This is a genomic window from Nocardia sp. NPDC003726 (assembly GCF_053586955.1).
This window is the reverse complement of the sequence record NZ_JBSFNF010000034.1, coordinates 12,385-38,369: the sequence shown is the minus strand read 5'-3', so window position 1 is coordinate 38,369 and position 25,985 is coordinate 12,385. Positions and strand designations below refer to the sequence as shown.

26 protein-coding genes are annotated in these 25,985 nt (G+C 70.8%); 11 read left to right on the top strand and 15 right to left on the bottom strand.

The annotated features are described in order from the left end of the window. Window positions 1–14 precede the first annotated feature (14 nt). The 3 genes from cobJ to ACWDMM_RS30510 form a co-directional block, all read right to left on the bottom strand. Window positions 15–1,574 carry a precorrin-3B C(17)-methyltransferase gene (cobJ, locus tag ACWDMM_RS30520; protein ID WP_357105836.1) on the bottom strand — a complete coding sequence of 520 codons (1,560 nt, stop codon included), beginning with the start codon at window positions 1,572–1,574 and terminating at the stop codon, window positions 15–17. Continuing rightward, window positions 1,571–2,206, bottom strand: a complete 636-nt coding sequence (locus ACWDMM_RS30515) for a precorrin-8X methylmutase (RefSeq protein WP_195080019.1) — start codon at window positions 2,204–2,206, stop codon at window positions 1,571–1,573. The genes cobJ and ACWDMM_RS30515 overlap by 4 nt, the downstream gene beginning before the upstream one ends. A 101-nt stretch (window positions 2,207–2,307) precedes the next feature. Then, on the bottom strand, window positions 2,308–2,745 hold the full coding sequence (locus tag ACWDMM_RS30510; RefSeq protein ID WP_357105839.1) for an Lrp/AsnC family transcriptional regulator: 438 nt from the start codon (window positions 2,743–2,745) through the stop codon (window positions 2,308–2,310). 137 nt (window positions 2,746–2,882) lie between these two features. Between ACWDMM_RS30510 and ddaH the strand changes: the two genes are divergently transcribed. Continuing rightward, window positions 2,883–3,728 carry a dimethylargininase gene (gene ddaH / locus ACWDMM_RS30505; protein ID WP_323124003.1) on the top strand — a complete coding sequence of 282 codons (846 nt, stop codon included), beginning with the start codon at window positions 2,883–2,885 and terminating at the stop codon, window positions 3,726–3,728. Between the two features lie 13 nt (window positions 3,729–3,741). Here ddaH and cobG read toward each other — a convergent pair whose 3' ends face one another. Continuing rightward, complete coding sequence (cobG, locus tag ACWDMM_RS30500; RefSeq protein ID WP_195080016.1) at window positions 3,742–4,944, bottom strand: precorrin-3B synthase; 1,203 nt, start codon at window positions 4,942–4,944, stop codon at window positions 3,742–3,744. A gap of 44 nt (window positions 4,945–4,988) precedes the next feature. Next, window positions 4,989–6,008, bottom strand: a complete 1,020-nt coding sequence (locus tag ACWDMM_RS30495; RefSeq protein ID WP_195080015.1) for an alpha/beta fold hydrolase — start codon at window positions 6,006–6,008, stop codon at window positions 4,989–4,991. A 356-nt stretch (window positions 6,009–6,364) separates the two neighbouring features. Here ACWDMM_RS30495 and ACWDMM_RS30490 point away from each other — a divergent pair, with 356 nt between their 5' ends. The 3 genes from ACWDMM_RS30490 to ACWDMM_RS30480 all read left to right on the top strand — a co-directional run bounded on the left by ACWDMM_RS30490 (window position 6,365) and on the right by ACWDMM_RS30480 (window position 8,806). Then, window positions 6,365–7,411 (top strand): hypothetical protein, encoded by a 1,047-nt coding sequence (locus tag ACWDMM_RS30490; protein WP_449940755.1) that lies wholly within the window; start codon window positions 6,365–6,367, stop codon window positions 7,409–7,411. A gap of 144 nt (window positions 7,412–7,555) precedes the next feature. Next, window positions 7,556–8,356, top strand: coding sequence for an SAM-dependent methyltransferase (locus tag ACWDMM_RS30485; protein ID WP_449940752.1), 801 nt, complete (start codon window positions 7,556–7,558; stop codon window positions 8,354–8,356). A gap of 9 nt (window positions 8,357–8,365) precedes the next feature. After that, complete coding sequence (locus tag ACWDMM_RS30480) at window positions 8,366–8,806, top strand: nuclear transport factor 2 family protein (protein ID WP_195080012.1); 441 nt, start codon at window positions 8,366–8,368, stop codon at window positions 8,804–8,806. A 60-nt stretch (window positions 8,807–8,866) separates the two neighbouring features. On the opposite strand, the gene ACWDMM_RS30475 is transcribed toward ACWDMM_RS30480, so the two are convergent. Beyond that, on the bottom strand, window positions 8,867–10,381 hold the full coding sequence (locus tag ACWDMM_RS30475) for an MFS transporter (protein WP_449940778.1): 1,515 nt from the start codon (window positions 10,379–10,381) through the stop codon (window positions 8,867–8,869). A 147-nt stretch (window positions 10,382–10,528) separates the two neighbouring features. Between ACWDMM_RS30475 and ACWDMM_RS30470 the strand changes: the two genes are divergently transcribed. The 3 genes from ACWDMM_RS30470 to ACWDMM_RS30460 all read left to right on the top strand — a co-directional run bounded on the left by ACWDMM_RS30470 (window position 10,529) and on the right by ACWDMM_RS30460 (window position 15,612). Then, on the top strand, window positions 10,529–11,209 hold the full coding sequence (locus tag ACWDMM_RS30470; RefSeq protein WP_195080011.1) for a TetR/AcrR family transcriptional regulator: 681 nt from the start codon (window positions 10,529–10,531) through the stop codon (window positions 11,207–11,209). A 132-nt stretch (window positions 11,210–11,341) separates the two neighbouring features. After that, window positions 11,342–14,917, top strand: coding sequence for a cobaltochelatase subunit CobN (gene cobN, locus ACWDMM_RS30465; protein ID WP_357105850.1), 3,576 nt, complete (start codon window positions 11,342–11,344; stop codon window positions 14,915–14,917). A gap of 170 nt (window positions 14,918–15,087) precedes the next feature. After that, entirely contained in the window at window positions 15,088–15,612 is a 525-nt protein-coding gene (locus ACWDMM_RS30460; protein WP_357105853.1) for a hypothetical protein, read from the top strand. Window positions 15,613–15,683: 71 nt separating this feature from the next. Here ACWDMM_RS30460 and ACWDMM_RS30455 read toward each other — a convergent pair whose 3' ends face one another. The 6 genes from ACWDMM_RS30455 to ACWDMM_RS30430 all read right to left on the bottom strand — a co-directional run bounded on the left by ACWDMM_RS30455 (window position 15,684) and on the right by ACWDMM_RS30430 (window position 19,699). Further along, window positions 15,684–17,036: a cytochrome P450 gene (locus ACWDMM_RS30455; protein WP_195080008.1), complete on the bottom strand. Its 1,353-nt coding sequence runs from the start codon at window positions 17,034–17,036 to the stop codon at window positions 15,684–15,686. Window positions 17,037–17,154: 118 nt separating this feature from the next. Continuing rightward, on the bottom strand, window positions 17,155–17,523 hold the full coding sequence (locus ACWDMM_RS30450) for an STAS domain-containing protein (RefSeq protein ID WP_323124005.1): 369 nt from the start codon (window positions 17,521–17,523) through the stop codon (window positions 17,155–17,157). A gap of 385 nt (window positions 17,524–17,908) precedes the next feature. Continuing rightward, window positions 17,909–18,166 (bottom strand): DUF4235 domain-containing protein, encoded by a 258-nt coding sequence (locus ACWDMM_RS30445; RefSeq protein WP_357105857.1) that lies wholly within the window; start codon window positions 18,164–18,166, stop codon window positions 17,909–17,911. Continuing rightward, a complete protein-coding gene (locus ACWDMM_RS30440; RefSeq protein ID WP_357208828.1) occupies window positions 18,163–18,558 on the bottom strand; it encodes a DUF3618 domain-containing protein in 396 nt (131 codons plus the stop codon). The genes ACWDMM_RS30445 and ACWDMM_RS30440 overlap by 4 nt, the downstream gene beginning before the upstream one ends. Then, window positions 18,555–18,971, bottom strand: a complete 417-nt coding sequence (locus tag ACWDMM_RS30435) for a phage holin family protein (RefSeq protein WP_195080005.1) — start codon at window positions 18,969–18,971, stop codon at window positions 18,555–18,557. The genes ACWDMM_RS30440 and ACWDMM_RS30435 overlap by 4 nt, the downstream gene beginning before the upstream one ends. Window positions 18,972–19,150: 179 nt before the next feature. Next, entirely contained in the window at window positions 19,151–19,699 is a 549-nt protein-coding gene (locus ACWDMM_RS30430; RefSeq protein ID WP_357208830.1) for a TerD family protein, read from the bottom strand. A 284-nt stretch (window positions 19,700–19,983) separates the two neighbouring features. Between ACWDMM_RS30430 and ACWDMM_RS30425 the strand changes: the two genes are divergently transcribed. After that, window positions 19,984–20,415 carry an RskA family anti-sigma factor gene (locus ACWDMM_RS30425; protein ID WP_357208832.1) on the top strand — a complete coding sequence of 144 codons (432 nt, stop codon included), beginning with the start codon at window positions 19,984–19,986 and terminating at the stop codon, window positions 20,413–20,415. A 133-nt stretch (window positions 20,416–20,548) separates the two neighbouring features. Here ACWDMM_RS30425 and ACWDMM_RS30420 read toward each other — a convergent pair whose 3' ends face one another. Next, window positions 20,549–21,700, bottom strand: coding sequence for a carboxylate-amine ligase (locus ACWDMM_RS30420; protein ID WP_449940743.1), 1,152 nt, complete (start codon window positions 21,698–21,700; stop codon window positions 20,549–20,551). A gap of 140 nt (window positions 21,701–21,840) precedes the next feature. On the opposite strand from ACWDMM_RS30420, the gene ACWDMM_RS30415 reads away from it, so the two are divergent. Both ACWDMM_RS30415 and ACWDMM_RS30410 read left to right on the top strand, forming a co-directional pair. Continuing rightward, on the top strand, window positions 21,841–22,176 hold the full coding sequence (locus ACWDMM_RS30415) for a hypothetical protein (protein WP_449940741.1): 336 nt from the start codon (window positions 21,841–21,843) through the stop codon (window positions 22,174–22,176). A 66-nt stretch (window positions 22,177–22,242) separates the two neighbouring features. Further along, on the top strand, window positions 22,243–23,193 hold the full coding sequence (locus tag ACWDMM_RS30410) for an FAD-dependent oxidoreductase (RefSeq protein ID WP_195080000.1): 951 nt from the start codon (window positions 22,243–22,245) through the stop codon (window positions 23,191–23,193). Between the two features lie 22 nt (window positions 23,194–23,215). Here ACWDMM_RS30410 and ACWDMM_RS30405 read toward each other — a convergent pair whose 3' ends face one another. After that, the gene (locus ACWDMM_RS30405) at window positions 23,216–23,545 is read right to left on the bottom strand and encodes a hypothetical protein (protein WP_195079999.1); all 330 of its coding nucleotides are present in this window, start codon (window positions 23,543–23,545) and stop codon (window positions 23,216–23,218) included. A 256-nt stretch (window positions 23,546–23,801) separates the two neighbouring features. Between ACWDMM_RS30405 and ACWDMM_RS30400 the strand changes: the two genes are divergently transcribed. Further along, window positions 23,802–25,073, top strand: coding sequence for a PucR family transcriptional regulator (locus ACWDMM_RS30400; RefSeq protein ID WP_195079998.1), 1,272 nt, complete (start codon window positions 23,802–23,804; stop codon window positions 25,071–25,073). On the opposite strand, the gene ACWDMM_RS30395 is transcribed toward ACWDMM_RS30400, so the two are convergent. Continuing rightward, complete coding sequence (locus ACWDMM_RS30395; RefSeq protein ID WP_323124006.1) at window positions 25,068–25,787, bottom strand: histone deacetylase; 720 nt, start codon at window positions 25,785–25,787, stop codon at window positions 25,068–25,070. The genes ACWDMM_RS30400 and ACWDMM_RS30395 overlap by 6 nt on opposite strands. Window positions 25,788–25,985 lie beyond the last annotated feature (198 nt).

The window sequence follows — 25,985 nt, the reverse complement described above, 5'->3', positions numbered from 1 at the left end:
TGCGTCAGGCGATCCTACGCGCCGCCGAGGGCCGCGTCGCGCGCGCGACCGTACCGTCGGGAGGTGTAGACCCGGGTGCCCGCGCGGGTTTCCAGCGCCGTGGTGGTGGACGCGCCGATGATCAGCAGTGTCCGCATGTCCACCTCCGCGGGGTCGAGGTCACCGAGCGCGACCACCCGGACCGATTCGGTGGGTCCGCCGACGTCGCGGCCGATGACGACGGGGGTGTCCGGCTTGCGATGTTCCAGCAGCAGATCCCGCATCGCGCTCACCTGCCAGGTGCGTTGCGAGGACGCCGGATTGTAGATCGCGATCGCCATGTCGGCCGCCGCGACGGCGGAAAGACGCTGCGCCACAACCTCCCACGGCTTGAGCCGATCGGAGAGCGAGATCATCGCGTAGTCGTGCCCGAGCGGTGCGCCCGCGCGGCTGGCCACCGCGTTGGCCGCGGTGAGACCGGGCAGCACCCGCACCGGCACCTCGCGCCACTGCGGGTCGGCGGATTCCTCCAGCACCGCCGCCGCCATCGCGAAGACCCCCGGATCGCCCGAGGAGACGACCGCGACCCGCGCGCCTCGCTTGGCCAGATCCAAGGCCATGGCCGCGCGTTCGGACTCCACCCGGTTGTCGCTGGCATGACGACGCTGGCCAGGGCGTTCGGGCACCCGGTTCAGGTAGGTGGTGTAGCCGACCAGATCGGTGGCCTCGGCCAGCGCCGCGCGCACTTCGTCGGTGGTCCACTCGGGCGCGCCGGGACCCAGCCCCACCACCACGACCTCACCGACCCGCTCGGTTGTGTCCTGCTCGCGATCGCCGACGATGTCTCCGTCCAGGCGGGGCAGCGGCGTGGTCGGCTCGGGCCCCGGCACGAGGGTGATGGCGAAGTAGGGCACCTCCGCGTCGTCCACCGCACCCGCGTGCAGCACGCGCTGTTCGGTGCTGCTCGCGCGCTCGACGTAATACGCGCCCGCGAGCCGGCCGGAGTCGGTGAGTGCCTGGCGCACACCGGGATAGGTGCGTCCCAGCTTCATGATCGCGGCGGCGTCGGTGGTGCGCAGCCGCCGGGTGAGCTCGTCGACCGGCATGGTGCCCGGCAGCACGGTGAGCACCTGCTCGCCTTCGACCAGCGGCGTGCCCAGCGCCGCCGACGCCGCGCTCACCGAGGTGATGCCCGGGATGATCTCGGCTTCGAACCGGTCGGCCAGCCGCCGGTGCATGTGCATGTAGGAGCTGTAGAACAGCGGGTCGCCCGCGGCGAGCAGTGCCACCGAGCGGCCCGCGGCGAGGTGCTCGGCCAGCCGCTGGGCGGCCTGTTCGTAGAATTCGTCGATCGCGCCCTGGTAGCCGCCGGGATGGTCGGTGGTCTCGGTGGTCACCGGGTAGACCAGATGCTCCTCCAGCTGACCGGGGCGCATGTACGGCGCCGCGATCCGGCGGGAGATGCTGCGGCCGTGGCGCGCGCTGTGGAACGCGATCACATCGGCGGCGCCGATCACGTTGGCCGCCTTGACGGTCACCAACTCGGGATCGCCGGGACCGAGTCCGACGCCCCAGAGCTTGCCCGGAGTGCTCATTCCTGTTCGCTCGCAATCGCGTTTAGCGCCGACGCGGTGATGGCGCTGCCGCCGCGCCTGCCGCGCACGGTGAGGTATTCGACGCCGCCGAACTCGATCAGCGCGTCCTTCGATTCGGCCGCGCCGACGAAGCCGACCGGGATGCCGAGCACGGCGGCGGGCCGTGGCGCACCCGCGTCGAGCAGGTCGAGCAGATGGAACAGCGCGGTCGGCGCGTTGCCGATCGCGACGACGGCGCCGTCCAGACGGTCTTGCCACAGTTCGAGCGCGGCCGCGGAGCGGGTGGTGCCCCTGGCCGCGGCCAACTCCGGCACCCGCGGGTCGGCGAGGGTGCACAGCACCTCGTTGTCGGCGGGCAGTCGCTTCCTGGTCACGCCGGAGGCGACCATGGTGGCGTCGCAGAGAATCGGCGCGCCCGCGCGCAGCGCCGCCCGTGCCGAGGCCACGACGCCGGGGGAGAAGGCGATGTCCGCGGCGAGATCCACCTGACCGCAACCGTGGATCATCCGCACCGCCACCTGCGCCACGTCCGGCGGGAACCCGCTCAGATCGGCCTCGGCGCGGATCGTCGCGAACGAGCGACGGTAGATCTCGGCCCCGTCGGTCAGGTAGCTGGCACGTACGTCGGACATGCGGTCCACCATATGGGTGCGGGTCCGGACAGATCGGTCCGGGTCGGGCGCTGCGCGTCACGGGCCGGACGGCAGCACAGCGCGGCGACGGCGCCGCCGGATCAGGTCCGCGGACGCTCGAGAATCCGGGACATGACGATGGCGCTGCGGGTGCGCCCGACTCGCGCGTTCTCCCTGATCCGTTCCACGGTCACCTCGATCTCGGCCATGTCGGTGGCCATCACGTGCACCAGCGCGTCGGCTTCGCCCGCGATCGTCCACACGCCGACCACCTGCGGGATCGGTTCCAGACTGCGTTTGAGTTCGGCCGGGGAGATGTTGTCGCGGTAGTACACCTCGACGTACGCCTCCGTCCTCCAGCCCAGCGCGGCGGGATTGACCAGCGCGGTGAAGCCGGTGATCTGCTTGCCCGCGACGAGCCGGTCTACTCGCCGTTTCACCGCGGGCGCGGACAATCCGACCACGCCGCCGATCTCCTGGAACGAGGCCCGCGCGTTCTTCAGCAGTTGTTCGAGAATCCGCCGGTCGAGGTCGTCCACGTCACACCTTCCCGCCGTCCGCGCAATAATCCGCGCAATTTTCGCTGAGATGCGCAACGAATCGTCATTTCTGGCGCAATGCTATGCGACTTACCGTCGTGGCAGCCGCAAGTTGCCATTCACTGCCGGGAGTTCCGTTGACGTCTGTAGCCACCCTCCCCCTCGAATCCGCCGCCCGCCGCTGGTCGCCGCGCCGGTTCCTGATGTGCCGTCCCGACCATTTCGACGTCACCTACTCCATCAATCCCTGGATGAATCCCGCCGAGCCCGTCGACCGCGCGCTGGCCATCGCGCAGTGGGAGAAGTTGCGCGCCACGTACACCGAATACGGGCACACCGTGGAGGTGGTGCCCGGTGTCGCGGGCCTGCCCGACATGGTGTTCGCCGCCAACGGCGGGCTGATCGTCGGTGACCGCGCCATGTCGGCTCGTTTCACCCATTCCGAGCGCGCCGCGGAAGGCCCGGCCTATCACGCCTGGTTCGCCCGTGCCGGCTTGCCGAACCTGGTGGCCGCCGCGGAATGCAACGAAGGCGAAGGCGACTTCCTGCTGGTCGGCGACCGGTTGCTGGCCGGAACGGGATTCCGCAGCTCACGCGCCGCGCACGAGGAGGTGGCGCGCCACTTCGGATTACCCGTGGTGTCGCTGGAACTGGTCGATCCGCGCTTCTACCACTTGGACACGGTGCTGCTTCCGCTGGACGCCGACACCATCGCCTACTACCCGCCCGCCTTCAGCCCCGCGGCGCGCGCGGTGCTGGCCGACCTCTATCCCGACGCGATCGTGGCGACCGACGCGGACGCGGCGGTGCTCGGACTGAACGGGGTCTGCGACGGCGCCAACGTCTTCCTCAGCAGCGCGGCCGCCGACCTGAGCGCGGCCCTGCGCGCCCGTGGTTACCATCCGGTGGGTATCGAGATGTCCGAACTGCTCAAAGCCGGTGGCTGCGTCAAATGCTGCACCCTCGAGATCCACGGCAGATGACCTGACGCAGGCATCACGGGAGGCGGCGCGGCCGGACGATATAGCCGTCGCCGGTAGCGACGATGTCGGTGACCTCTCCACGGGGACGGCCGCAGCGGCGATCGCATCCGGACCAGTGCTGACGCCCGGCCACCGCGACGTCCGCGGCGGCTGTCGTCGGCGGTGGATCGAGCGGAACGGCCGGTCCCGGCAGGACTCGGCCCGTGGCGACGGCGTCCGCCGCGTCGGCTCGGACGTCGGTGTGCGATTTCGCGCAGCCCGGCTGCCCGGCGCACGCGCTGACCAGCAGCCACGGGGAGTCGGCGTCGAAGATCGAGCCCATCGGCGCGAGCACGCGCACCACCTGTTCGGCGGTCCACTCCGCCAGATCGGTGATCACCAGACTGCGCCACGGCGTGACGAAGACCGGTCGTTGGACCGCGGCGATGAATTCGGCGGTGCGGGCGGGCAGGGAGCCGAGGCGCACGCCGACGCCGAGCGAGACCGATCCGTCGTCCTGCTGTAGCCAGCCGATCGGAACGCTCGGCGAGGCGGTGAATGCGAGTCTTTCCGCACCAGGGGACAGGCCCAGACGATCGACGACGCGTTCGGCCCCGTGTTCGATCTCGTGCAGCCGCCACCGGCCGGGGTCGTCGCCGCGCAGATCCAGGAATTCGTGCGCGGCGGCCAGCATGACGTCCACAGCATCGGCGGCGGACAGCCGCAGGCCGCTGTCGCCGCCTGCCAGCAGCAGCGCGAACTCGTCCTGCCCGACCGCGTGCACGCCGATGTCGGGGCCGAGGCCGCTGACGTCGCCGCGTCCGTCGTCGAGGGTGAACAGCACCCGGCCGGGCAGGCCGGCCAGCCGCGGCGCCGCGAGCAGGCCGGTGTCCAGCGGGGGAACCAGCGGGCGCACGTCCGCCAAGCCGCCGATCCGGCCCGACAGTGGTGAGGCGATGATGTTGCGCACCCGTTCGTGCGTGGTGCTCGGCAGCAGATCCGCCGCCGCGAGCCGGTCGGTGATGGCGGCCGCATCGCTCACCCGGCGCAGTTGCACGTTGCCGCGCGAGGTGAGCTCGATGGTGCCGTCCGCCAGGTCGCGCGCGGCCTCGGCCAGCGCCTGCAACTGGGCGGGTTCCAGTCGGCCGCCGGGCACGCGGACGCGGGCCAGCGGCCCATCGGCCGCCTGATGCAGCCGCAGCACGCCCGGACAGGAATCAGGAGCACCTCGTGTCATAGCGGCTCCAGCCTACGGACGCCGCCGCCGGGCGGAACGGCCGGTCACTGCCCGATCGATCGCACCCAGTCGACGACGGCGGCCCGGTATTCGGCGGTGTTGCGGGCCAGATTGACCGAGTGCCCGCTGCCGGGCAGCACGAAGGTGCGCAGTCGCGCCGCCGGGCCGAAGAACGGCGCTTCGGTGGCGCGCAGTGTCTCGGCGTCCGCGCAGACGGCGTACGCGGGGCCGCAGGACAGCCGGTCCAGGCTGCCGTTGACGACCAGGACCGGGACGTCGACGAAATTGGTCATCGGCGGAATGGTGGAGGTCAGGCCGTCGGGATACTCGGTCGGCGAGAACACTTCCTTGTTCGCCTCGTCCACCGCGAGAACGTCGGGGTCGGCCGTCTCCGGTGCGAAGAAACTGGCGGCGCGGGTACCGGGTCGCGTCGCGAGATAACCCGGGTCGTAACCGCGCCCGGCGAATGCCGGATCCTCGGCGGCTTGGTGGTAGGTGGAGATGACGCCGAGCACCTCGGAGACGTTGAGCGCATGGGAGAAACCGGTGAGCAGAACGCCGTCGACGTCCTGGTACGTGGTCGCCTCCAGGACGTCGATGCCCGAGCTGAGCGAATGCCCTCCGGTGATGACCTTGCCGAACGGGGGCGCGCCCGCCAGCCCGGCGCGCAGGGACCCGACGATGTCGTGCAGGGCACGGGCGGAGACCGTCGCCGTCACCTGCGTGCTCGGCGGGCGGGTGCTCGCCCCGTTGCCGAGCCGGTCGACCACCAGCGTCGCGATGCCAGCGGCGTTCATCGCGCGCCGGAAGCTGTAGGTCTCCGCAGCGTAGGGGAAATCCCAATAGGTCGCGTTGTAGTTGGAACCCGCGATCAGCACCATGACGGTGTCGGTGGCGTGTGCCGTGGGAGTGCACAAGGAGCCGGCCATCTCTCCGAGCGGTACGGGGATGGAGACCGATACGCAACGTCCTGGCGCGGTGTCCTCGGCGTGGGCGGTGCTCGGTGCCAGACAGAGAAGGATCGCGGCCGCGGACGCGGCGATCGACCGTAGCGAGGTTCGCACGCGACGCAGGCTATGCGTCCACTTCGCCGGACGCAATACCTCTCGTCGCAGGCCGCAGCTGCGTGTGGGCTCCGTAACACCGTTTCCGCCAATCTATTTCGGCGCGCGAGGCGCAGCTGTCGAGATCGGTCGCACGTGCCGATCTTCGCGAGCGTCATCGATCGCGAAGGACAAGACGGAACTGATGTTGTCCGGCGAACGGCCATACCGCGCACAATGATCCGTGGCTATCACGCAGTCGATGCCGCATGCGTGTACCCGGCCGCGCCCGATATCGCGTCGGGACGGCGGATGTCCGGGACGACGCGATGGACAAGGAGCGCGGGAACGTGGGTGCGACGGGACAGGAGGCGGGTATGCGAACGGTGCACTTCGTCGGAAGTTTTCCGGCCGATAGCACGGACGTCGCGATGCGGGCGATGCTGGACAGCGCGGGAACGCGACTGCGTACCTTGCCCACCGGGGAGACCGGGCGCTACGAGTTCTACATCCAGCCGATCATCGATGACCTGGTCGACCAAGGGGTTCTTGCGGTGAAGAAGCAGGGGACCTGGGGATCGAGCCGGCAGCGGACGATCCATCGCGTCGCGCGCGGCGCCGAATTGCCCGGCGAGACCATGCGTCTGGGCTATCTCGCGGAGGCCGAGGAGGCGCTGCCGATCTTCCGCGCGTTGCGCGCCGAGCGCGAGATGCCCGGTCTCGCACTGCAGATCGGCATGCCGACCGATTTCACGCTCACGTTCATCGCCATGGGAGCCGCAGGCGTGCGGCGGCATCGCCGCGCCTTCCTCGACGCCACCGTGCGTGACATCACGGCCATCCGCGAGCTGGCCGGCGACGACGTCGTCGTGCAGCTGGAAGCCACCGCGGAACTGGTGCTGATGGCGAAGGCGCAGCCGGCGCACCGGCCGGCCGATCGGGCGCTGGGCCTGGGGAAGGGCATCGCCGCGCTGGCCGCGGCCGCTCCCGAGGGCACCCGGTTCGGGGTGCACCTGTGCCTGGGCAGTCTGCGTAACAAGGCGCGCGGCCGCTTGCGCGATGCCAGGCCGCTGGTCGATCTGGCCAATTCGGTCGTCCGGCACTGGCCGCGGGGGCGCGTGCTGGAATACGTGCACGGTCCGCTCGCGGGGGGCGATGTGCCGCCGTCGGAGAAGGCCGAGTTCTATGCGCCGTTGGCGGCACTGGCCCTCGATCCGGGCACGAATTTCTACGCGGGGTTCGTGCACGACGTTCCCACCGAGACTCAGCAGTCACGGACATTGCGGGTGATCGAGAAGGCGCTGGGCCGCCCGGTCGACGGCGTCGCCTGCGCATGCGGTTTGGGCCGCCGTCCGCGCCCGGTGGCGGACGAGCTCATGGCGCGAGCGCACCTGCTCGCGGCGGGTGGGACGCCCGCCGTGTGAGCCGGTGCGTATGCCGATTCGAAGAGCGCTTCCCACAACGAGATTCGCTACGCTGGTGCTATCGCACGGTCGGGATTGGCAGCGATGGTGCGCGACTGTTTGTCAGGATCCTGATCGGGGCGATCGGGAGGTACGGTGTCCGGCATGGAGCGAGCACCGCGGGGCGTCGATCCGAACCTGCCGAACTCCGCCCGGGTATACGACTATCTCCTCGGTGGCAAAGACAACTACGAGGTGGACCGGGCGGTCGCGCACCGCATGCTGTCCATCGCCCCGGATACCAAGACCCTGGCCTGGTTCAGCCGCCAATTCCTGGTGCGGGCGGTCCAGTCGGCCGCCGAGGCTGGGATCCGGCAGTTCATCGATCTGGGCGCGGGTATCCCGACTTCGCCGAGTGTGCACGAGGTCGCCCACAAGGTCGATGCGTCGGCGCGAGTGGTGTACGTCGATTTCGACCCGGTCGTCCACGCGCACTGCAATGCCCTGCTCGCGCACGCGGACGGCGTGACGGCGATGCTGGGGGACGTGCGCCGTCCGGACGACATCATCGACCGGCTGATCAGCGGGGGTGCGATCGACTTCGCGGAGCCGGTCGCGATCACGCTCGTCGGGGTCCTGCATTTCGTGATGGACGACGAAGGTCCCGCCGAGATCGTCGCTCGGCTGCGCGAAGTCATGGCTCCGGGCAGCTATCTGGCGTTCACGCACGGCTCAGACGACAGCGATCCGGACTTCATCAACCAGTCGTCGTCGGATACCGCGAAATCCTCGGCGCAGGTGGTCTATCGGTCCGCGGCCGTGGTCGAGTCGTTCTTCGAAGGATTCGAGATGATCGAGCCCGGTGTGGTTCCCCTGCAGCGGTGGCTCGGTGACGACCTGCCGGAAACCGCGCTGGTGCTGCTCGGCGGTGTGGTCCGCAAGGCGCGGGACGCGCGCGCCGACTAGGGTCGGCGTATGTCCGAAATCGCCACTCTCGCCGACCGGCTCGCCATCATCGATGTGATCACCAAGATGTTCGTGTACACCGATCAGAAGCGCTGGGAGGACTTGTCGGCGGAGGTGTTCACCGCGACCGTGGATTTCGACGGCGGGTTCGGCGGGCCGGTCGGCGAGCGCGCCGCGGCCGACATCATCGCGGACTGGCGCACCGGGCTCGCCGACCTCGACGGGGTGCACCACCAGTCGGGCAACCATCTCATCGATCTGGACGGTGACACGGCGCGCGTGCACGCCGACGCCATCGCGGTGCACGTCAAGAACGCCGCGACCGAGGGCAAGACGCGCACCTTCGTGGGCAGCTACTCCCTCGGTGTCGAGCGCACCGCGCAGGGCTGGCGGGTCAACCGGTTCCACTACCACCTCGAGGTGATCGACGGGAACGCCGACCTGGTCTGATCCGGCGCGCCGGCCGACGCGGCCGTGGCGAAGTGTTCGTGGTGTGCCGGCGAGCGATCGTCATGGTGTCGTCGTCGATCGCGTCCGCGCTCCGGACGCCGGGTTCGCCGTCCTGCGTGAGGCGCGTCCCGGGGCCCAGACGCTGATGAGGATCGCGGCGACGAAGGTGACTACGGCCAGTGCGAGCGCGGCCTGCTGGGCACCGTGCACGAAGGCCGATTCGGCGAGCTCGGCCAAGGGTGCGGCTTGCGGGCCGATGTGCTCGGTGACCTGCAGCGCCGCCGCCAGCGAGTCGCCGACCGGTTCGCGCACCTGTTCCGGCAGCCGCGGCAGGGCGGGCGCGATGCGGTGGCTGTACCCGGCGGCCAGGATGCTGCCCGCGATGGCGATGCCGATCGCCGCGCCCACTTCGCGCGCCGCGTCGTTCACCGCGGCGGCGACACTGTGCTTCTCCACCGGGGTGCCCGCGATGATCGCGGCCGTCGCGGGCGCGGTGCACAGCCCGGTGCCCGCGCTCATGACGAGGAACGGCCAGAGCAGGTCGGCATAGGTGGTGTCGACCTCGACGCGGGAGAGCGCGACGAGCGCGATGCCGATGATCACCAGCCCGCCCGCGATCGGCACACGCAGTCCGACTCGTTCGGCGAGTCGGGGCGCCACCGCCGAGACCGCCACCATCGGCACCATCATCGGCGCCATCGCCAGGGCCGACACGATCGGCCGGTATCCGAGGATCAGCTGCAGGAACTGCACCATCAGCAAGAAGGTCCCGAAGCAGACGAGGAACTGCAGGGTCACCGCCGCGGTGCCGGAGCCGAAGCCTCGATCGGTGAACAGGCGCAGATCCAGCAGGGGGTGCGCCGCCCGCTTCTGCAGCACCACGAACGCCGCGGCCGCCAGCACCGCCACGACGGCGGCGCCGAGCACCAGAGGGTCCGGCCATCCGCGCTCGGGCGCCGTGATCGCCGCCAGTACCAGCGTTCCGACAGCCGTGGCCGAGGTGATCGCCCCCCACCCGTCCAACCTGGGACGATCCCGGTCCACCGACTCCGGCAGTGTGCATCCCGCGATCAGCAGAACCAGTCCCGCCGCGGCCATGGCGAGGAAGATCGACACCCACGACCACCGCTCCAGCAGCAGCCCCGAGCCGAGGATGCCGAGCACCGCGCCCGCGCCGGCGACGCCCGCCCACAGCCCGACGGCATTGCCTCGGCGTGACTCCGGGAATCCGGCGGTGATCAGCGACAGCGTCGAAGGCATGACGAGAGCGGCGCCAACCCCGGCGACCGTACGGCCCGCGATCAACCACCCGGGCGCGTGCAGCAGCGCAGGCGCCGCCGAGGCCGCGGCGAACACGAACAGCCCGATGACCAGCACCGCACGCCGGCCGAAGCGGTCGCCGAGCGCGCCGGCGGGAAGAACCAGGCAGGCCAGCGCCAGGGTGTACCCATCGACGACCCAGGTGAGCTGCTGCTGACTCGCGCCCGTCGCGGCGGCGATCTCCGGCAGCGCGGTGTACAGCGCCGCCATCGATGCGATGACCAGGGCCACGGTGAGGCAGGAGATCGTCAGCATCCAGCGGTGCGCGGCTGACAAACGTGTCGTGGTGGACTCCACGGCGCCTCCCGGGCTAAAACAAAACTGTCAGTATCGCTACGCTACTATCAGTAGCATAAGTGAGCGGGGTGGCGATAGGCGCGACGGAGGAGCAATGTTCGACCCATGACCGGTGCCGCCGACCCGACCCCGCGCGAGTCCACTGCCGACGACGACGTCGACCCGCGCAAGGCGCGATCCCGCGCCAGACTGCTCGACGCCGCCACCGCGCTGCTGAAAACCGGTGGGCTGGAAGCGGTCACCGTCGAGGCGGTCACCACCATGTCCAAGGTCGCGCGAACCACGCTGTACCGGCATTTCGACAACGCGACGCAGTTGCGCGCCGCCACGCTCGAGCGGCTGCTGCCGCCGGTGATCGAGGCTCCGCCCGCCGGTCCGCTCCGGCGACGACTGATCGAACTGCTCAGCAGGCAGGCCGCGGTCGTCAACGAGGCGCCCTTGCAGATCTCCACGCTGGCGTGGCTGGCCACCGGCGAGCGCGGGGAATCAGGGGCCGGTCCGGATTTCACGTCGCTGCGCCGTCGGCTCATCGAGCAGTACCGCAAGCCGTTCGACCAGCTCTTCGGCGATCCGGAGGTGCGGGCCCAGTTGGGTGACCCGGACGTGACGTTCGCGCTGACCCAGCTCGTCGGTCCGATCGTTTTCGCCAGGCTGGTCGGGCTCGAACCGATCACTCCGGCCGACTGCGCCCGGCTGGTGGACGACTTCTTGGCGGCCCGCGCGAGCGACCGCCCCGCGGGCGGACGGGCGGGGCGCGCGCAGGAGGCCGATCCAGGCGGCAGGTAGCATCGGCGTGCTCGGCGGACGACGAGGAAACCGGTGAAAGTCCGGTGCGGTCGCGCCACTGTCGAAAGCCAGACCCTCCCCGGCGAGCAGCGAACCCCCGATGGGCGCGTCACCCGAGGAAGGCTGTCACCCGTGATTGTGCTGTTGTCCACGTCCGACACCGATCTGCTCAGTGCCCGCGCCAGCGGCGCCGACTACCGGTGGGGAAACCCGGCTCGTCTCCTGGTCGACGACCTGCCCGCCTTGCTCGACGACGCCGACCTGGTGATCGTGCGCGTCCTGGGCGGCAAGCGGGCCTGGGAGGACGGGCTCGAGGCGCTGCGGGCCAGCGGGATTCCGCTCGTCGCGCTCGGCGGCGAGATCGCCCCGGACGCCGAACTGATGGAATGCTCCACCGTCCCCGGCGGCGTCGCGGCCGACGCGCACAACTACCTGGCCGCCGGTGGCCCGGAGAACCTGCGTCAGCTGCACAATTTCCTGTCCGACACCGTGCTGCTGACCGGCCACGGTTTCGAGCCGCCGATTCAGCTGCCCAGCTGGGGCGAGTTGGACCGGGTCGCCGCCGAGCCGGCCGACGGGCCGACCGTCGCGGTGATCTACTACCGCGCCCAGCATCTGGCGGGCAACACCGCTTACGTCGACGCCCTGTGCACCGCGATCGAACGGGCGGGCGCGCGGGCGCTGCCGCTGTACTGCGCGTCGCTGCGCACCGCCGAGCCCGAGTTGCTGGAGACCCTGCGCCGTGCCGACGCGCTGGTGGTGACGGTGCTGGCCGCGGGAGGCACCAAACCGGCCACCGCGTCCGCCGGTGGCGAGGACGAGGCATGGGATGTCGGCGCGCTGGCCGACTTGGATGTGCCCATCCTGCAAGGGCTGTGCCTGACCACCGGGCGCGCCCAGTGGGAGGCCAACGACGACGGCCTCTCACCGCTGGACGTCGCCACCCAGGTCGCGGTGCCGGAATTCGACGGTCGGATCATCACGGTGCCGTTCTCGTTCAAGGAGTTCGACGCCGACGGCCTGTCCACCTACGTCCCCGACGCCGAGCGCGCCGCCAGGGTCGCGGGCATCGCGACGCGCTACGCGCGGCTGCGTCACATCCCGGCCGAACGCAAGCGCGTCGCCGTCATGCTGTCGGCCTACCCGACCAAGCACGCCCGTATCGGCAACGCCGTCGGCCTCGACACCCCGGCCAGCGCGATTCGCCTGCTCACCGAAATGCGCGCCGCCGGTTACGATCTCGGCGCGCCCGGCGAGATCCCCGGCCTGGACGAACAGGACGGGGACGCACTGATCCACGCCCTCATCGCCGCCGGAGGTCAAGACCCCGACTGGCTGACCGCCGAGCAACTGGAGGGCAACCCGATCCGCATCGGCGCGGCGACCTACACCGCTTGGTTCGACGCCCTGCCCGGCGACCTGCGCGACGCGGTCGTGGAAGCGTGGGGGCCGCCACCGGGCGAGCTGTATGTCGACCGCTCCGCCGACCCGGACGGTGAGATCGTCATCGCCGCATTGCGTTTCGGCAACGTCGTGCTCATGGTGCAGCCGCCGCGCGGTTTCGGCGAGAACCCCGTCGCCATCTATCACGACCCGGATCTGCCGCCCAGCCACCACTATCTGGCCGCCTACCGGTGGCTCAGCGCGCCCGAGGGTTTCGGCGCCGACGCGATGGTGCACCTGGGCAAGCACGGGAACCTGGAGTGGTTGCCCGGCAAGACGCTGGGCATGTCGGCCTCCTGCGGCACCGATGCCGCTCTCGGCGATCTGCCGCTGATCTACCCGTTCCTGGTGAACGACCCCGGTGAGGGCACCCAGGCCAAGCGCCGCGCGCACGCCACCCTGGTGGATCATCTGATCCCGCCGATGGCGCGCGCCGAGACCTACGGCGACATCTCGCGTCTGGAGCAGTTGCTCGACGAGCACGCCAATATCTCGGCCCTGGACCCGGCCAAGCTGCCCGCCGTCCGCCAGCAGATCTGGACGCTGATGCGCGCCGCCAAGATGGACCACGACCTCGGCCTGACCGAACGTCCGGACGAGGAATCCTTCGACGACATGCTGCTGCACGTCGACGGCTGGCTGTGCGAGATCAAGGACGTGCAGATCCGCGACGGTCTGCACGTGCTCGGCACGGCCCCGGCGGGGGAGAGCGAACTCGACCTGGTGCTGGCCATGCTCCGCGCGCGTCAGTTGTGGGGCGGCGAGCGCACCGTGCCCGGCCTGCGCGAAGCCCTCGGGCTCGACGAGTCGGGAGGCGAGGCGCGCGAGCGTGTGGACGCCGTCGAGGCTCGCGCCCGCGCCCTGGTCGCGGCCTTGCAGGCGGCGGACTGGTCACCGGAGGCGGTCGACGGCATCACCGACGACCCGCAGGTGCGGCTGGTGCTGCGGTTCGCGGCCACGGAGGTGGTGCCGCGCCTGCGGCAGACCGGCGTGGAGATCGACCGCGTGCTGCACGCGCTGAACGGCGGGTTCATCCCGGCAGGCCCGAGCGGGTCGCCGTTGCGCGGTCTGATCAACGTCCTGCCGACCGGACGCAATTTCTACTCGGTCGATCCCAAGGCGGTGCCGTCCCGGCTGGCCTGGGAGACCGGGCAGGCCATGGCGGAATCCCTGCTGGAGCGCTACCGCGCCGACCACGGCGCATTCCCGCGGTCGGTGGGCCTGTCGATCTGGGGCACTTCCGCGATGCGCACCTCCGGCGACGACATCGCCGAAGTGCTCGCGCTGCTCGGCGTCCGGCCGGTCTGGGACGAGGCCAGCCGCCGCGTCCGCGCGCTGGACGTGATCTCGCTCGCCGAACTCGGCCGTCCCCGCATCGACGTGACGGTGCGCATCAGCGGTTTCTTCCGCGACGCCTTCCCGCACGTGCTGGCCCTGCTGGACGACGCGGTGCGCCTGGTCGCCGATTTGGACGAGCCGGACGAGTCGAACTACATCCGCGCGCACGCTCGGGCCGACCTCGCCGAGCACGGCGACCAGCGGCGCGCCACCACCCGTATCTTCGGCTCCAAGCCGGGCACCTACGGGGCGGGCCTGTTGCAGCTGATCGATGCGAAGAGCTGGCGCACCGACGACGATCTCGCCGAGGTCTACACCACCTGGGGCGGCTACGCCTACGGGCGCGACCTGGACGGCGCGCCCGCCGCGGAGGACATGCGCGGCGCGTATCGCCGGATCGCCGTGGCGGCCAAGAACACCGACACCCGCGAGCACGACATCGCCGACTCCGACGACTATTTCCAGTTCCACGGCGGCATGGTGGCGACGGTGCGCGCGCTCACGGGCAAGAATCCGGAGGCCTACATCGGCGACAGCACGCGCCCGGACGCGGTGCGCACCCGGACGCTGTCGGAGGAGACGGCGCGGGTGTTCCGGGCCAGGGTGGTGAACCCACGCTGGCTCGAAGCGATGCGCAGGCACGGCTACAAGGGCGCGTTCGAAATGGCCGCGACCGTGGACTATCTGTTCGGCTACGACGCCACCACCAACGTGGTGGCCGACTGGATGTACGAAAAGCTGACGGAGAGCTACGTTTTCGACGAGGTGAACCGAAAGTTCATGGAGCAGTCCAATCCTTGGGCGCTGCACGGGATCGCCGAGCGGCTGCTGGAGGCGGCCGAGCGAAAGCTGTGGGAACACCCCGAATCCGGCACGCTCGAGCGGCTGCGGCAGGTCTATCTGGAGACCGAGGGGGAGCTGGAGTAGCGTCCGCGGTCGTCCCATTTTCCGGATTCGTCACCAAAAACGCTGGCGCGCAGGACATTTCGGGCATCATCAACTGCCCGAACCGGTGATGCGCAACGTCTATAATCGCTAGTGTTTCACGGCTGTACCCAGGTAACGACAGATCGATTCTGCTGAGGATGGGAAGGCTCATGACGTTCAGGAAATTGGTTGCGACCACGCTGCTGACCATCGCCGCCACCGGCGTGACCGCGGCGACCGCGTACGGGCAAGCCGACATCGACGGCGCCGCGGCGAGCGGCGGGAACGAGATCGGCTACACCGCGACCGTCGCGCCGGACCGGTCGAGCGCCGCGATCACGCTCACCGCCGGCTCGTTCACGGTCACGCCGGACGGAAGCATCGCGGTGCTCGGGCCGGACGGGTCGCTCGTGACGTCCGTGCCGACGACCGTGCAGTCCGTCTTCGGCCAGCAGGTCGAAGTGGCTCCCGACATCGATGCGACCGGGACGACGCTGACCTTGACGCCGGTCGGAGCCGCCATCCCGGAACCCGGCGCGCCGCAGTTCATCGGTGACGCGACGACCACATTGGGCGGGCTGGCGATCGGCTGCGCGATCGGGGCGCTGGTCGGTCTGGTCTTCTTCATCGTGGGGGTCTTCCCCGGCTGCGTGGTCGGCGGTCTCATCGGCGCCGCCGCGGGCGCGAGCCGGTAGTGCGGGACTGACCCAGATCGCGGGGGATCGGCCGCGCTCGGCGACGAGCGCGGCCGATTCGATGACGACGCCTAACCCGCCTGCGTCATGCACGGCTCGACGGTGAAGTCGAGCCCGAAATTGTTCAACGTCACCGGCAGGGGAGCGTCCGGGTTGGGGCGCGGCGTCGACCGCAGCCGGAAGTCGGCCGAGGTCAGCAGGTGCGCGAGCAAGGTGCTGGTGACGAACAGCACCAGGTTGCGCCCGGGGCAGTCGGCTGGGCCCGCGCTGAACGGCACGAGCTGGGGGTATCGCTCCGCGCGGCCGTCGAGCCAGATCTCCGGGACGAACTGGTCGGCGAACGGCAGCAGATCGGCGTCCCGGTGGAACGCCGGGACCGCGATCATCAGCGCGGCGCCCGCCGCGATGGTGAAGCGCTCCTCGCCGTCGCGCCACTCGGTGTCGGCGGTGATGTCGCGCAGCAGCATGGGGGTGGTCGGCCACAGGCGGACCGACTCGAGCACGCAGGCGCGCAGATAAGCGCGCAGGTCCACCCGGTCCGGATCGGCGGCGTCGGCCAGCGCGCGGGCGTGATGCTCGGGGTGCGTGCTCAGCACGGCCAGCGCCCGGCTCAGCGCGATGCCCGCCGCGTCGAAGGCGAACAACCAGTGCGGTATCTGCCCGACCGGATCGATGGCCCCGCCCGCGGGCACCGCGGCCAACGCCCCGGCGAGACTGTCCGCCGGAGCGGACTCCACGTGGCGATACAGCCGATTGGTGAACTGGTCGCGCTGCCTACGGTGCGCGGGGGCCAGGAACGACCAGTTGCCCGCCGAGCGCAGCCGGGACAGTTCGTCGGTGAGCACGGTGTCGTCGCGACCGCGCTCGCCGAGCACGATCCGCCGCACCAGCCGCCACCAGCGCGTGGTGAACTGCCGCGCGTCCAGGTGGCCGCGGTGCAGGGCCGACAGGATGATCTCGCGCGCCTCCTCCGCGATCGCCTCCGCGAACGGCCCGGCCAGGCGATGCAGCGGTTCGGCCGAATCCAGCGCCGCCTCGTTCACCGCGCGGCGCTGATCGCGGATCGGTCCCTCCGAGAGCAGCACGCCGTGCGGCTGGAACTGGCGCAGCGCGGCGCGCTTCTCCCGATTGGCCGGGCTGAACGGCGTCGGCGCGTCGGCCAGCACCCGTCCTACGTCCTGCGGATCGAGAACGACCACGATCCTGCGCCCCGGCACGACGAGCTCGACCGGGCCCGCGCCGAACTCCCGCCGCAGTTGCCGCACCCGCTCGATCGCTCTGGAATCGGCTCCGGTGCGCTCCAGCAGGCCCAGCACCGGCCTGCGACGCGCGATGACGCCCGAGGCGACCGAGGCGAATCCGAGATCCGCCAGCGCCGCCACCGCGGGCACGCCCACCAATCGGTGTTCGCGGTTTTCTGCCATACGGCCTCCTCCCGGTGCGCACAGGTCGACACGGTGCCGACGACCGGTCACATACCCGGGGACGCGGGCTCGAAACCGCGGCGGGGGCCGAGCGGCGCCGATGCGGCGCCGGGAGAGCTCAGTTCGGCGCCTGCGTCTCGTTCACCGCGAGCGCGGCCTCGACAGAGTCGAACACCGTGAGCAACCGATCCAGCGCGGTCACCTCGATGGGCCTGCGCGCGGCGTCGCTGGGGACGACCCGCAAGCCACCGGAGCCGGTGGCCTCCGAGGCCGCCAGCAGCACGCTCAGCCCGGCGGAGCCGAGGAAACCGACCTTCGTCATGTCCACCACGACCGCGCCGGGCGCGTCGCGCAGCGCCTCGTCGAGGGCCGATTGCAACCGGGGCGCGGACGCCATGTCTATCTCGCCGTGCACGCTGACGACCACCGCGTCCTGCGCCGACCGCACCTCGACCTCCAGCGCTCGGGGCGCGCTTTCGGAACTCACAATCCACCTCCCGTGCCGGCGACGCGTCCACGGCAGTACGCCACGTCGACCTCCGCTCCGGTTCGCGTCTCGTGCGCACTGGTAGTGGCGCAGAGAGCGAGCATTCCGCGGCCAACTTACCCCATCACGGCCGCGGGTAATCACACCGAGCGCCGGACACCGCCGCGGACCAGGCGGTATCGCGTGGCCGGACGAGAACCGCGCGCTGGGCGGGGAACAGCGATCGCGGCGGTCTCTCGGAGCCGGACGATCGCTGGGGGAGGTGTGCGTCATCACGAACCGGCTGTGCTCGGACACACAGAGCAACCGCCGTGACCCGAGCAACGTCGAGTCACGGCGGCAGTGTTCTCCCACAGCGGCGAGGCGCCGCTTCCGCGCGGTGGCGCTATTCCGGCCAGGTCCCGGTGAGCGACTTGTAGCCCGTGGCGCCCGCGCGGTCGATCGCGGCCTTCACCAGACCGAAGACGGCGCCCTGCAATGCCGCGGCGAACAGCACCTCGCGCCAGGAATGATCCCGCGCGGTCGACGACGGAGCTTGCCGCTCGCCGGTGATCTGCTTCCACACCTTGGTGAACACGGCATTCGCCGCGAGACCGCCGAGCACGCTGATCAGCAGGCCGAGTGGTTTGTAGAGCGTCTTCATCGCCGCCTCCGTACGATCTGCCACACCACGGCCGCGAGCACCGCCGCGCCGACAGCCGCGGGGATCGGGTGGGCGCGCAGTGCGCCACCGGCCTGCCTGCCGCGTTCGGCCACCGGCTCGGGTGTCGCCGCCGCCACCCGGTGGGCGAGGTCCGCCGCGCCCGCCCTGGCCTGCTGGGCCTCGTCCGCGACGGCGAGCGCCGCATCGGACGCCGCGTGCTGCGTCGCCTCGACGGCCTCGTGTGCCTTCTCCTTGCCGCGCGCGGGCACGTCGAGCTTGTGGCCGAGCTCTTCGACCGTCCGGCCGAGATCCGCCCTGGCCTGGTCGCGGTCGCGCCGCAGCGCCGCGACGTCGTCGGTGGGTTGCCCGGCCCGGGGTCGGCTGTCACTCATCCCCGCCTCCTGTCCTTGATCACCTCGATGTCCTCGCGCACGCCATCGACCGCCTCGCGCGGGATCGGCGGACTCGCCTCCGCCACGCTCTTCTTCCCGGCCAGTCCGAGCACCGCAGCGACCACCAGCAGCGCGCCCGCGACGATCAGCGCGGACGCCCAGCCGGGCAGCACCTCGGTGAGCCCGAGCACCGCCGCGGCGACCAACGCCGCGCCGCCGTAGAACGCCAGTAGCGCCGCCACACCCGCCAAGCCGGCTCCGAGGCCGAATCGCTTGCCCTTCTCCCGCATCTCGACGCGGGCGAGCTGCAGTTCGTCGCGGATGAGCCGGGACAGCTGGGTGGTGGCGTCCTCGACCAGCTCGGAGACCGACCGTGAGTTCGCGGGTGGGCGAACCTGTGTCGTCTCGGTCATGAGACCTCCTTCGGCATGTCACACTTCCTGCCCCGCGACTACCCGCGCGTCCGGATTCCAATCGGACGCCGCCTTGGTCTGGCGGGGTGGGTCGGGTGCGACGCGTGAAACGGCCGACGCAGGATCGGAGCCCGCAACGGCTCCGAAACCGTTGCGATGCAGTCGGATTCGTTACGCGGTCAGTTGAGGTAGGGGCCGATCTGCGGGATCGCCTCGACCGGGTGCTCGGCGCGCAAGCCCGCGCCGAGGTCCTGGAACTGCCAGGCGCCGTCGCTGCGGCGCACGCGGCCGAGCACCAAGCCGGTGTGCGGGCCGCCGCCGTTCAGCTCGTGGCGGGCGAGCTCGGTGCCGGCGACAGTGTCGATCACCCGGCAGTACGCGTTGGCGATCCGGTCGAATGTCTGGCCGGTGTAGCAGGTGACGAGGAACAGCACGGTCGTCACCTGCGCGGCGATGCGCGACAGGTCGACGGCGATGATCTCGTCGTCACCCGCGCCTTCGCCGGTCATGCTGTCGCCGTGCAGGCGGACGGCGCCGTCCGTCGAGCTGAGCTGCTCGTGGTACACGACGTCGACGAGCCGGTCCGCCGCGAACAGCAACGCCGCGACGTTGAGATCGATCTCCTCGCGCCGCCGGAACAAGCGCGAACGCTCGGCCGGATCCCAGCCGAGCGCCACGGTGACGTGCTCGAGCGGGACGCCGCGCTCGTCACGGAGTTCGGTGCGCATCGGTGTCTCCTCCGCATCGGAAAGTGGACGGGCCGGGACCATCGGAACGACTTCGGCGGACGAGCAGCGTACCCGTCTTCGCGTCGAATATGGCGAGAATCCAATCCGCGAGGTGGAGCGCCGCGAAGTCATGGCATGCGGGTTGGCACAGAGCAGGTGCGCCGAGACCGCGACGCGGGTCGATCCACGCACGGTCGTACGCCCGCGGAGGCCCCGGTCCGTGCGCGCATCCGGGTCGCGGCGCGACCGCACCCGGCGCCGCCGGTCGGACGAGGCGACCGGCGATGACCGGCACGAAGTCCTGTCGTGCGGATCTGGTCGATCTGGCGTACCCGTACGCGATGGACGCGGTGGCCGAGATCGAGCGCAGACGCATCGAAAGCCGGCTCGACGCGGCCGATTCCGGGACCGCCGCGGCCTTCGCGGCCGTCGTGCGGCGGATCCGGGAGACGCTGGCGGCGCTCAGCGTCACCGCCGCGGTGAATCCACCCCCTACGCTCGAGTCGAAGATCTTGCGGGCGATCGACGACTCGGCTCCGCAACCGTGGCGCGGTCGCGGTGCGCCGAGCGAGATGTCCGGCATGCGCCGCCTCGCGCGGGTGGCCATCAGGGCCGTGCGCGTGCCGCGCTGGTGGCCGAGCGGATCGCGGCGTGGTGCCCCGCGCCGGATGCGGTCGGCCGGATCGTGGGCGGACCGGACGCGCGATCCCGGGTGACCGGCCTTCCGTGTCGGGGGAGCTATGACCGTGCGCGTTCCGGACCGGCTCGCCACGGTCGGGATCCCCTTCGGCGCGGTCGCCCCCGCCCGGACTGAATGGCGTCCGCCGCGGCGCGCGGCCACCGGCGTGCTCAGTTCAGCGGCGCTCCGGTCGCCGGCGTCGCGGGCGAGTTCCCCGGCTGGTCGCAGCCTTCGAGGGTCGCGCGCGCCACTTCCTCGACGACGTCATCGATCGACCCGCGTGCCCGCAGCGCCGCGATCTGCCGGTGCGCCCCGTTGCCGCGCGCGAGCAGGCGGGCGAACGCCTCATCGACGAATCGGCGGTCGCCCGCTTCGTCCAGCGCGGGCGCGGCGTGGTCGATCAGCCGGTCCAGCAGGTCGCGCACGGGCGCTACCGTGCCGTCACGGGCGTCGACGCCGTCGCCGGCCAGTCCCGAACGCGCTGCCTTCCAGTACGCCGCCCGCAACATCTCGGCGGACACCTGCGGCGCGCTCCGGCCCGCCGCGAGCGATCGCTCCGCCATCACGACGATGGCGCGCACCAGCGCGGCCAACAGCGCGGTCTCCTCGACGGTGGCCGGAATATCGCTCACCCGGATCTCGACGGTCGGGAACGTAACGGAGGGACGGACGTCCCAATAGACCATCTGCTTGTCGAGGATGCTGCCGCTGTTGAGCATCATCGCGACCATGGCCTCGTAGTGACGCGCGGACTCGAAGTAGGGCGGTGGCCCTGCGCTGGGCCAGCGGCGCCACAGGATGCTGCGCCAGCTGGCGAAGCCGGTCTCGGTGCCACGGTAGATGGCCGAGTTCGCGGTCATCGCGAGCAGGTGCGGCAGCCACGGCCGCAGGTGGTTGCTGACCTGGATCGCGGTTTCGACGTCGGGGATGCCGATGTGCACGTGACAGCCGGACAGCCCCTGCTCGTGCGCGAGCATGCCGAAGTTCTCCTCGATGCGCTGGTAGCGCGGGGTCTCGGTGACCGGGAAATCGTGCGGGATGGTGGGCGGGATGCCGACCGCGAGCAGACGGGCGTCGTTGCGCTCGGCGCAGGCGGCGATGCCGCGGCGCAGTTCGCGCAGCTGCCGGTGCAGTGCGCCGATATCGGTGTGGACCGCGGTGCTCGTCTCCACCTGACAGCGGGTGAGCTCGAGTTGCAGGTCGATGCCGAGGTCCCCGGCGGTGCGGGCCACCTCGACATTGCGTGCCAGCGGTTCGCCGGTACGCGGATCGACCAGCAGGAATTCCTCTTCCACTCCGATGGTCAGCCGCCCATCGTCCATGCTCTCGCAATACCCAGGGGCGGGCGGGCTAGTCACCGCCAGGGGTCGCCCATCGGTAGCCGGCCGTGGTCGGCTCGGTTTGAGCGGCCGGAGGACGGCAACGCGAACGACAAGGGGGCTGCGCGAGAAGGAGTTGTCACATGTTTCGGATCGCCGCTCATTTCACCGTGACCGGGGGTTTCGCCGCGCTGATCGCCGCCGCCGGGGCGGGGGTGGCCGCCGCGGAACCGACGTTGACGGCGGACACCAGGGACGACGGCGCTATCGCGGTGGGTAGCAGGCCGCCGGCGGAGACCTGGAACTGCGTGCTGGTCGGCTCGGCCGAGGAGGCCGGTCCCCGGGTGGACGTGGCCGGGACCGGGGAGACCCGCGGCGGCTTCGCGGAGGGCAGCACCGTGGCCGCGGCCTGCGCCGGGCCGCAGTGGCCGCTGGTGGCCGTGACCACCGGTGTCACGTCGCTCGAGGATGCCGACTGATCCGCGCCTCCCAGGGGCGGTGCTGCGGGAACGGCGGCGGCGGGCGCCGCTCGATAATGTCGCCCCATGCGGATCGTCGTCCTCGGCTCGGGCATCTCCGGTCTGTCCACCGCGGCCGAACTGCTGCGGGCCCGGCACGAGGTCGTCGTGGTCAGCGCCGAGCCGATCACGGCGACGACGTCCTTCCTCGCCGCCGCGGTGTGGTTTCCGACCGCCGCGGGCCCGGCCGATCGTGTCCTGGCCTGGAGTGAGACGACCTTCGAGCACTTGGCGGGGCTGGCTGCCGCCGGTGCGCCCGGGGTGCGGATGTGCGCGTCCATGGCGTTGTATCGCGAGCAGCCATCGATTCCGGCGTGGTCGCGGTCGGTGCGCGCGTTCCGGCAGGCCGACCCGGCGGAGCTGCCTCCCGGTTACGGATTCGGCTTCCGCTTCGAGGTCCCCTTGGTGGAGATGCCCGCCTACCTGCCGTACCTGAGCGCGCGAGTGGACGCGGCGGGCGCGCGCCGTGTGCTGCGCACGGTGCGACGGCTCGACGATCTCGCGGACCTGTCGCCGGATGTGGTGGTCAATTGCGCCGGTCTGCGCGCCGCCGAACTGGTCGGCGATCCGCAGGTGTATCCGATCCGCGGCCAGATCGTCCGGGTGAGAAATCCCGGACTGTCGGTGTCGGTTCGCGACGAGGCGCATCCGCTCGGCCGCGCCTACGTCCATCCGCGCGCGAACGACTGTGTTCTGGGCGGTTCGCTGGACAGCGGCGCATGGGACACCACGCCCGACCCCGAGCTCACCCGATCGATTCTGCGGCGCTGCCGCGATCTGGTTCCCGGCCTCGCGGGCAGCGAGGTCTTGGACACCGTGGTCGGCCTGCGCCCGGGTCGCCGCGAAGTGCGCGTGGAACTGGACACGGCGGTGCTGCCCGGCACACCCGTCGTCCACAACTACGGCCACGGCGGCTCCGGCATCACCATCGGGCACGGATGCGCGGTGGACAGCGCCGCGCTGGTCGCCGCCCTGTGAGCCGCCATCGATCCGGTCGGGATCAGCTGGCGTAGCTGCGCGCGACCACCGAGTTCAATGCCTCCAGGAATTCGCTGAGCACGCCGGGCTCGACCCGATCGCGCGCGGTGCGCAGGCCGGGGGCATCCGTCGCGGGTACGGCGAGGCCCGCGTCGACACTGTCGCGCAGGACGGCGTGCACCGCTTCGATCGGGATGCCCGCCTCGGCGCATCGGGTCGCCGCGTGCTCGAACCGGCCCAGGGCGAGACTTCCCGCCGCCTCGGCCGCGTCGACCAAGACGAGGGCCAGTTCCAAACCCATTCTGAGCAACGCGTCGGGACCGCCGCGATGGGCGCCACGATGGAATCTCACGGACACTTCGGTGCTGTCCCGATCTTCTTCGTGCGGGCCGATGTTCATGGCCCTCCCTCCGCGCGGCGACCCTGGCGCCACCGACGTTACGACGGGGATCGAAAGATTTCGACCGCGCGATTACGACTTGTGAGGCTTCACAGACGCGCCCGGCGTGGTTCGGGTGGTGTCCCCAACCGGGGGCTCGAACCTCGGCAGGCCGACCCGGTCAAGTTACCGTGGAGTACTTTCCGCGATCGGGGAGGGAAGGAGTCACATGTCCATCACCGATTCGGCAGGCCCGGATCTGACCCTGTCGGGCCGCCCGGCCAGTTCTTCACTACGGGACGTGCGGAATCTGTCGCGCAAGATGGTCGGCCATTTCATCGAGACCGTCGCGCACTGCCGGACGCTCCCCGGTGAGGCGCTCAACGGCGACATCACCAACATCACCCGCCTGTGTCTGGAACTGGCCGTCAGCATGCTCGACGGCACCGACATTCCCGAGAAGACCCTCCTGCTGCGCAACGCGGCGGCGGGCTGGGCGCGTGAAGGCATCCCGATCGACACCATCCACCACGCCGTGCACGAGGGATTCAAACTCGGCTTCGACCTCATCGTCGCGAACGCGACCGCCGCGGACTTCGACAGTCTCAAGGAGATCAGCCGCCGCCTGCTGGAGATCCTGGACACCATCACCTCGACCGTCTCGCGGGCCTATGTGACCGAGTTGCGCGCCGTGGTCGGCGAGCACCACACGGCCGCGCACACCCTCGCCTCGGCCCTGCTCGGCGGGCACCCGACCTTCACCATGGCCCGCGAATGCGGCATCCAGATCGCCGACTCTTATGCCGTTGTCGCGCTTGCGATCCCGCCGCACCCGGAGGAGCGCAACCCGCATCTCGACGGTGCGGTGGTCGCGCGCCGGAAGCTGCGCCGGGTGCAATCCGAACTCGCCACCCGCTGCGGCGAAACGGTGCTGTCGCTGCTGAGCGTCGACGGCGGCACCATCCTGCTGCCGTCCGCGTCGCCGGAGGACAAGGCGTTGGACGAACTGGTGGACAGCCTCGGTCGCGCCGCGCAGGTGCCGATCGTCGCGACGGTGATCGCCGCGACCCCGGTGGAGGTCCCGACGGCCGCCGACCGCGCGCACGAGCTGCTGGACATGGTGCAGCGGCTGCGCTGGACCCGTGGGCTGTTCCGCTTCGACGACCTCGCGCTGGAGTATCAGCTCACCCGGCCGGGCCCCGGACTGGAAACCCTGCGCACACTGCTGGATCCACTCGACGAGCACCCCGAACTGCTCGAGACGCTCAAACGCCATATCGGCACGAACCTGAACCGGCAGCGCACGGCCCGATCGCTGCACATCCACACCAACACCGTGGACTACCGGCTCAAGCGCATCGGTCAGCTCACCGGCTTCGACCCCGCCCAGGCGTCCGGGGTGTGGTACCTGCGCGCGGCGCTGGTCGCGCGCAGCTACCGGGATTCCGAGGGCGAACCCCCGGTCGGCGCGTGGCCAGGGGCGGCCGCGGTCTCGTCATAGGCGCGTCGACTCGCCCTCGCCGAGCAGGGCGTGGACCGTCTCCGGGGTCCAGTGCCGGTCGGCGCCGGGGCGCGTGGCGAGATACTCCGCGGTGGTCCGGGCCGACCAGCCGTGAGCCGCGCGCAGACCCGCCGCCAGATACCGCAGGTACGCGGCGGCGGGTGGATTGCCACGGACGTCGCGATACCGCCAGGGGGCGGTGAAGGTGAGCACCGGGTGCCCGGCGTGCGCGCCGGCGCACACCACTGTTTCGTAGCGTCCGGGGCCGAGAGTCGCCGTCCCGTGCGCGATCGCCGCGCCGAGGTCAACCTCCGTTCCCGGCGCGCGGTACATCTCTTGCGCCACGATGTCGGAGAACTGCGCGGCGGTGAGCAGGTGGGCGTGCACAGCGATCTCGCCGGGGCAGCCGGGGTCGTAGAACGCGCGGCCGCCGCTCCAGGTCAGCGATTCGGTCGCGAAATACAGCACGCCCCGCAGCAGGAGGGGCGTCGAGCGGATCGGATCGGCGTGGTCGCGGCAGCCGGGCAGGGTGAGCGTTCCGCCGTCGGGCCTGCCACCGCGAAGATAGGTGCGCAGCCTGGCCAGGCTCATATTCGAGCCGTACGCCGCGTACCAGACCAGATCCGTGCGCGGGGGCGATGCGTTCCGGTGCCCGTCCGGTCGCATGCGGGGCGCCTCCGCGCCGCGTGTGCCTTCGGTCTGCCGCACCTTCATGGCATACATTCTCGGCCGTTCACGACGCCGCGCCACCTGCCTCAGGTAACCGACGCCCACCTGCGCACTGCGCCGGAACCACGCGAGGAGTGCAACCCGCTTATCGTCCGCCCCTCGGACGGACCTGCGGCATGGCCGGCGGACGGTCGCCGGAGCGACCGCACCGGTCCTCGCTCGCGACATGCGCATCCGGCGGGC

Coding starts and splice junctions, on each gene's coding strand:
- ACWDMM_RS30415 (WP_449940741.1), top strand. CDS start 21,841: ATGTTTCGGATCGCCGCTCATTTCACCGTGACCGGGGGTTTCGCCGCG.
- ACWDMM_RS30455 (WP_195080008.1), bottom strand. CDS start 17,036: ATGGCAGAAAACCGCGAACACCGATTGGTGGGCGTGCCCGCGGTGGCG.
- ACWDMM_RS30440 (WP_357208828.1), bottom strand. CDS start 18,558: ATGAGTGACAGCCGACCCCGGGCCGGGCAACCCACCGACGACGTCGCG.
- ACWDMM_RS30480 (WP_195080012.1), top strand. CDS start 8,366: ATGTCCGAAATCGCCACTCTCGCCGACCGGCTCGCCATCATCGATGTG.
- ACWDMM_RS30410 (WP_195080000.1), top strand. CDS start 22,243: ATGCGGATCGTCGTCCTCGGCTCGGGCATCTCCGGTCTGTCCACCGCG.
- ACWDMM_RS30515 (WP_195080019.1), bottom strand. CDS start 2,206: ATGTCCGACGTACGTGCCAGCTACCTGACCGACGGGGCCGAGATCTAC.
- cobG (WP_195080016.1), bottom strand. CDS start 4,944: ATGACACGAGGTGCTCCTGATTCCTGTCCGGGCGTGCTGCGGCTGCAT.
- ACWDMM_RS30425 (WP_357208832.1), top strand. CDS start 19,984: ATGACCGGCACGAAGTCCTGTCGTGCGGATCTGGTCGATCTGGCGTAC.
- ACWDMM_RS30485 (WP_449940752.1), top strand. CDS start 7,556: ATGGAGCGAGCACCGCGGGGCGTCGATCCGAACCTGCCGAACTCCGCC.
- ACWDMM_RS30470 (WP_195080011.1), top strand. CDS start 10,529: ATGACCGGTGCCGCCGACCCGACCCCGCGCGAGTCCACTGCCGACGAC.
- ACWDMM_RS30430 (WP_357208830.1), bottom strand. CDS start 19,699: ATGCGCACCGAACTCCGTGACGAGCGCGGCGTCCCGCTCGAGCACGTC.
- ACWDMM_RS30420 (WP_449940743.1), bottom strand. CDS start 21,700: ATGGACGATGGGCGGCTGACCATCGGAGTGGAAGAGGAATTCCTGCTG.
- ACWDMM_RS30460 (WP_357105853.1), top strand. CDS start 15,088: ATGACGTTCAGGAAATTGGTTGCGACCACGCTGCTGACCATCGCCGCC.
- ACWDMM_RS30490 (WP_449940755.1), top strand. CDS start 6,365: ATGCGAACGGTGCACTTCGTCGGAAGTTTTCCGGCCGATAGCACGGAC.
- ACWDMM_RS30395 (WP_323124006.1), bottom strand. CDS start 25,787: ATGAAGGTGCGGCAGACCGAAGGCACACGCGGCGCGGAGGCGCCCCGC.
- ACWDMM_RS30445 (WP_357105857.1), bottom strand. CDS start 18,166: ATGAAGACGCTCTACAAACCACTCGGCCTGCTGATCAGCGTGCTCGGC.
- ACWDMM_RS30475 (WP_449940778.1), bottom strand. CDS start 10,381: ATGCTGACGATCTCCTGCCTCACCGTGGCCCTGGTCATCGCATCGATG.
- ACWDMM_RS30435 (WP_195080005.1), bottom strand. CDS start 18,971: ATGACCGAGACGACACAGGTTCGCCCACCCGCGAACTCACGGTCGGTC.
- ACWDMM_RS30400 (WP_195079998.1), top strand. CDS start 23,802: ATGTCCATCACCGATTCGGCAGGCCCGGATCTGACCCTGTCGGGCCGC.
- cobJ (WP_357105836.1), bottom strand. CDS start 1,574: ATGAGCACTCCGGGCAAGCTCTGGGGCGTCGGACTCGGTCCCGGCGAT.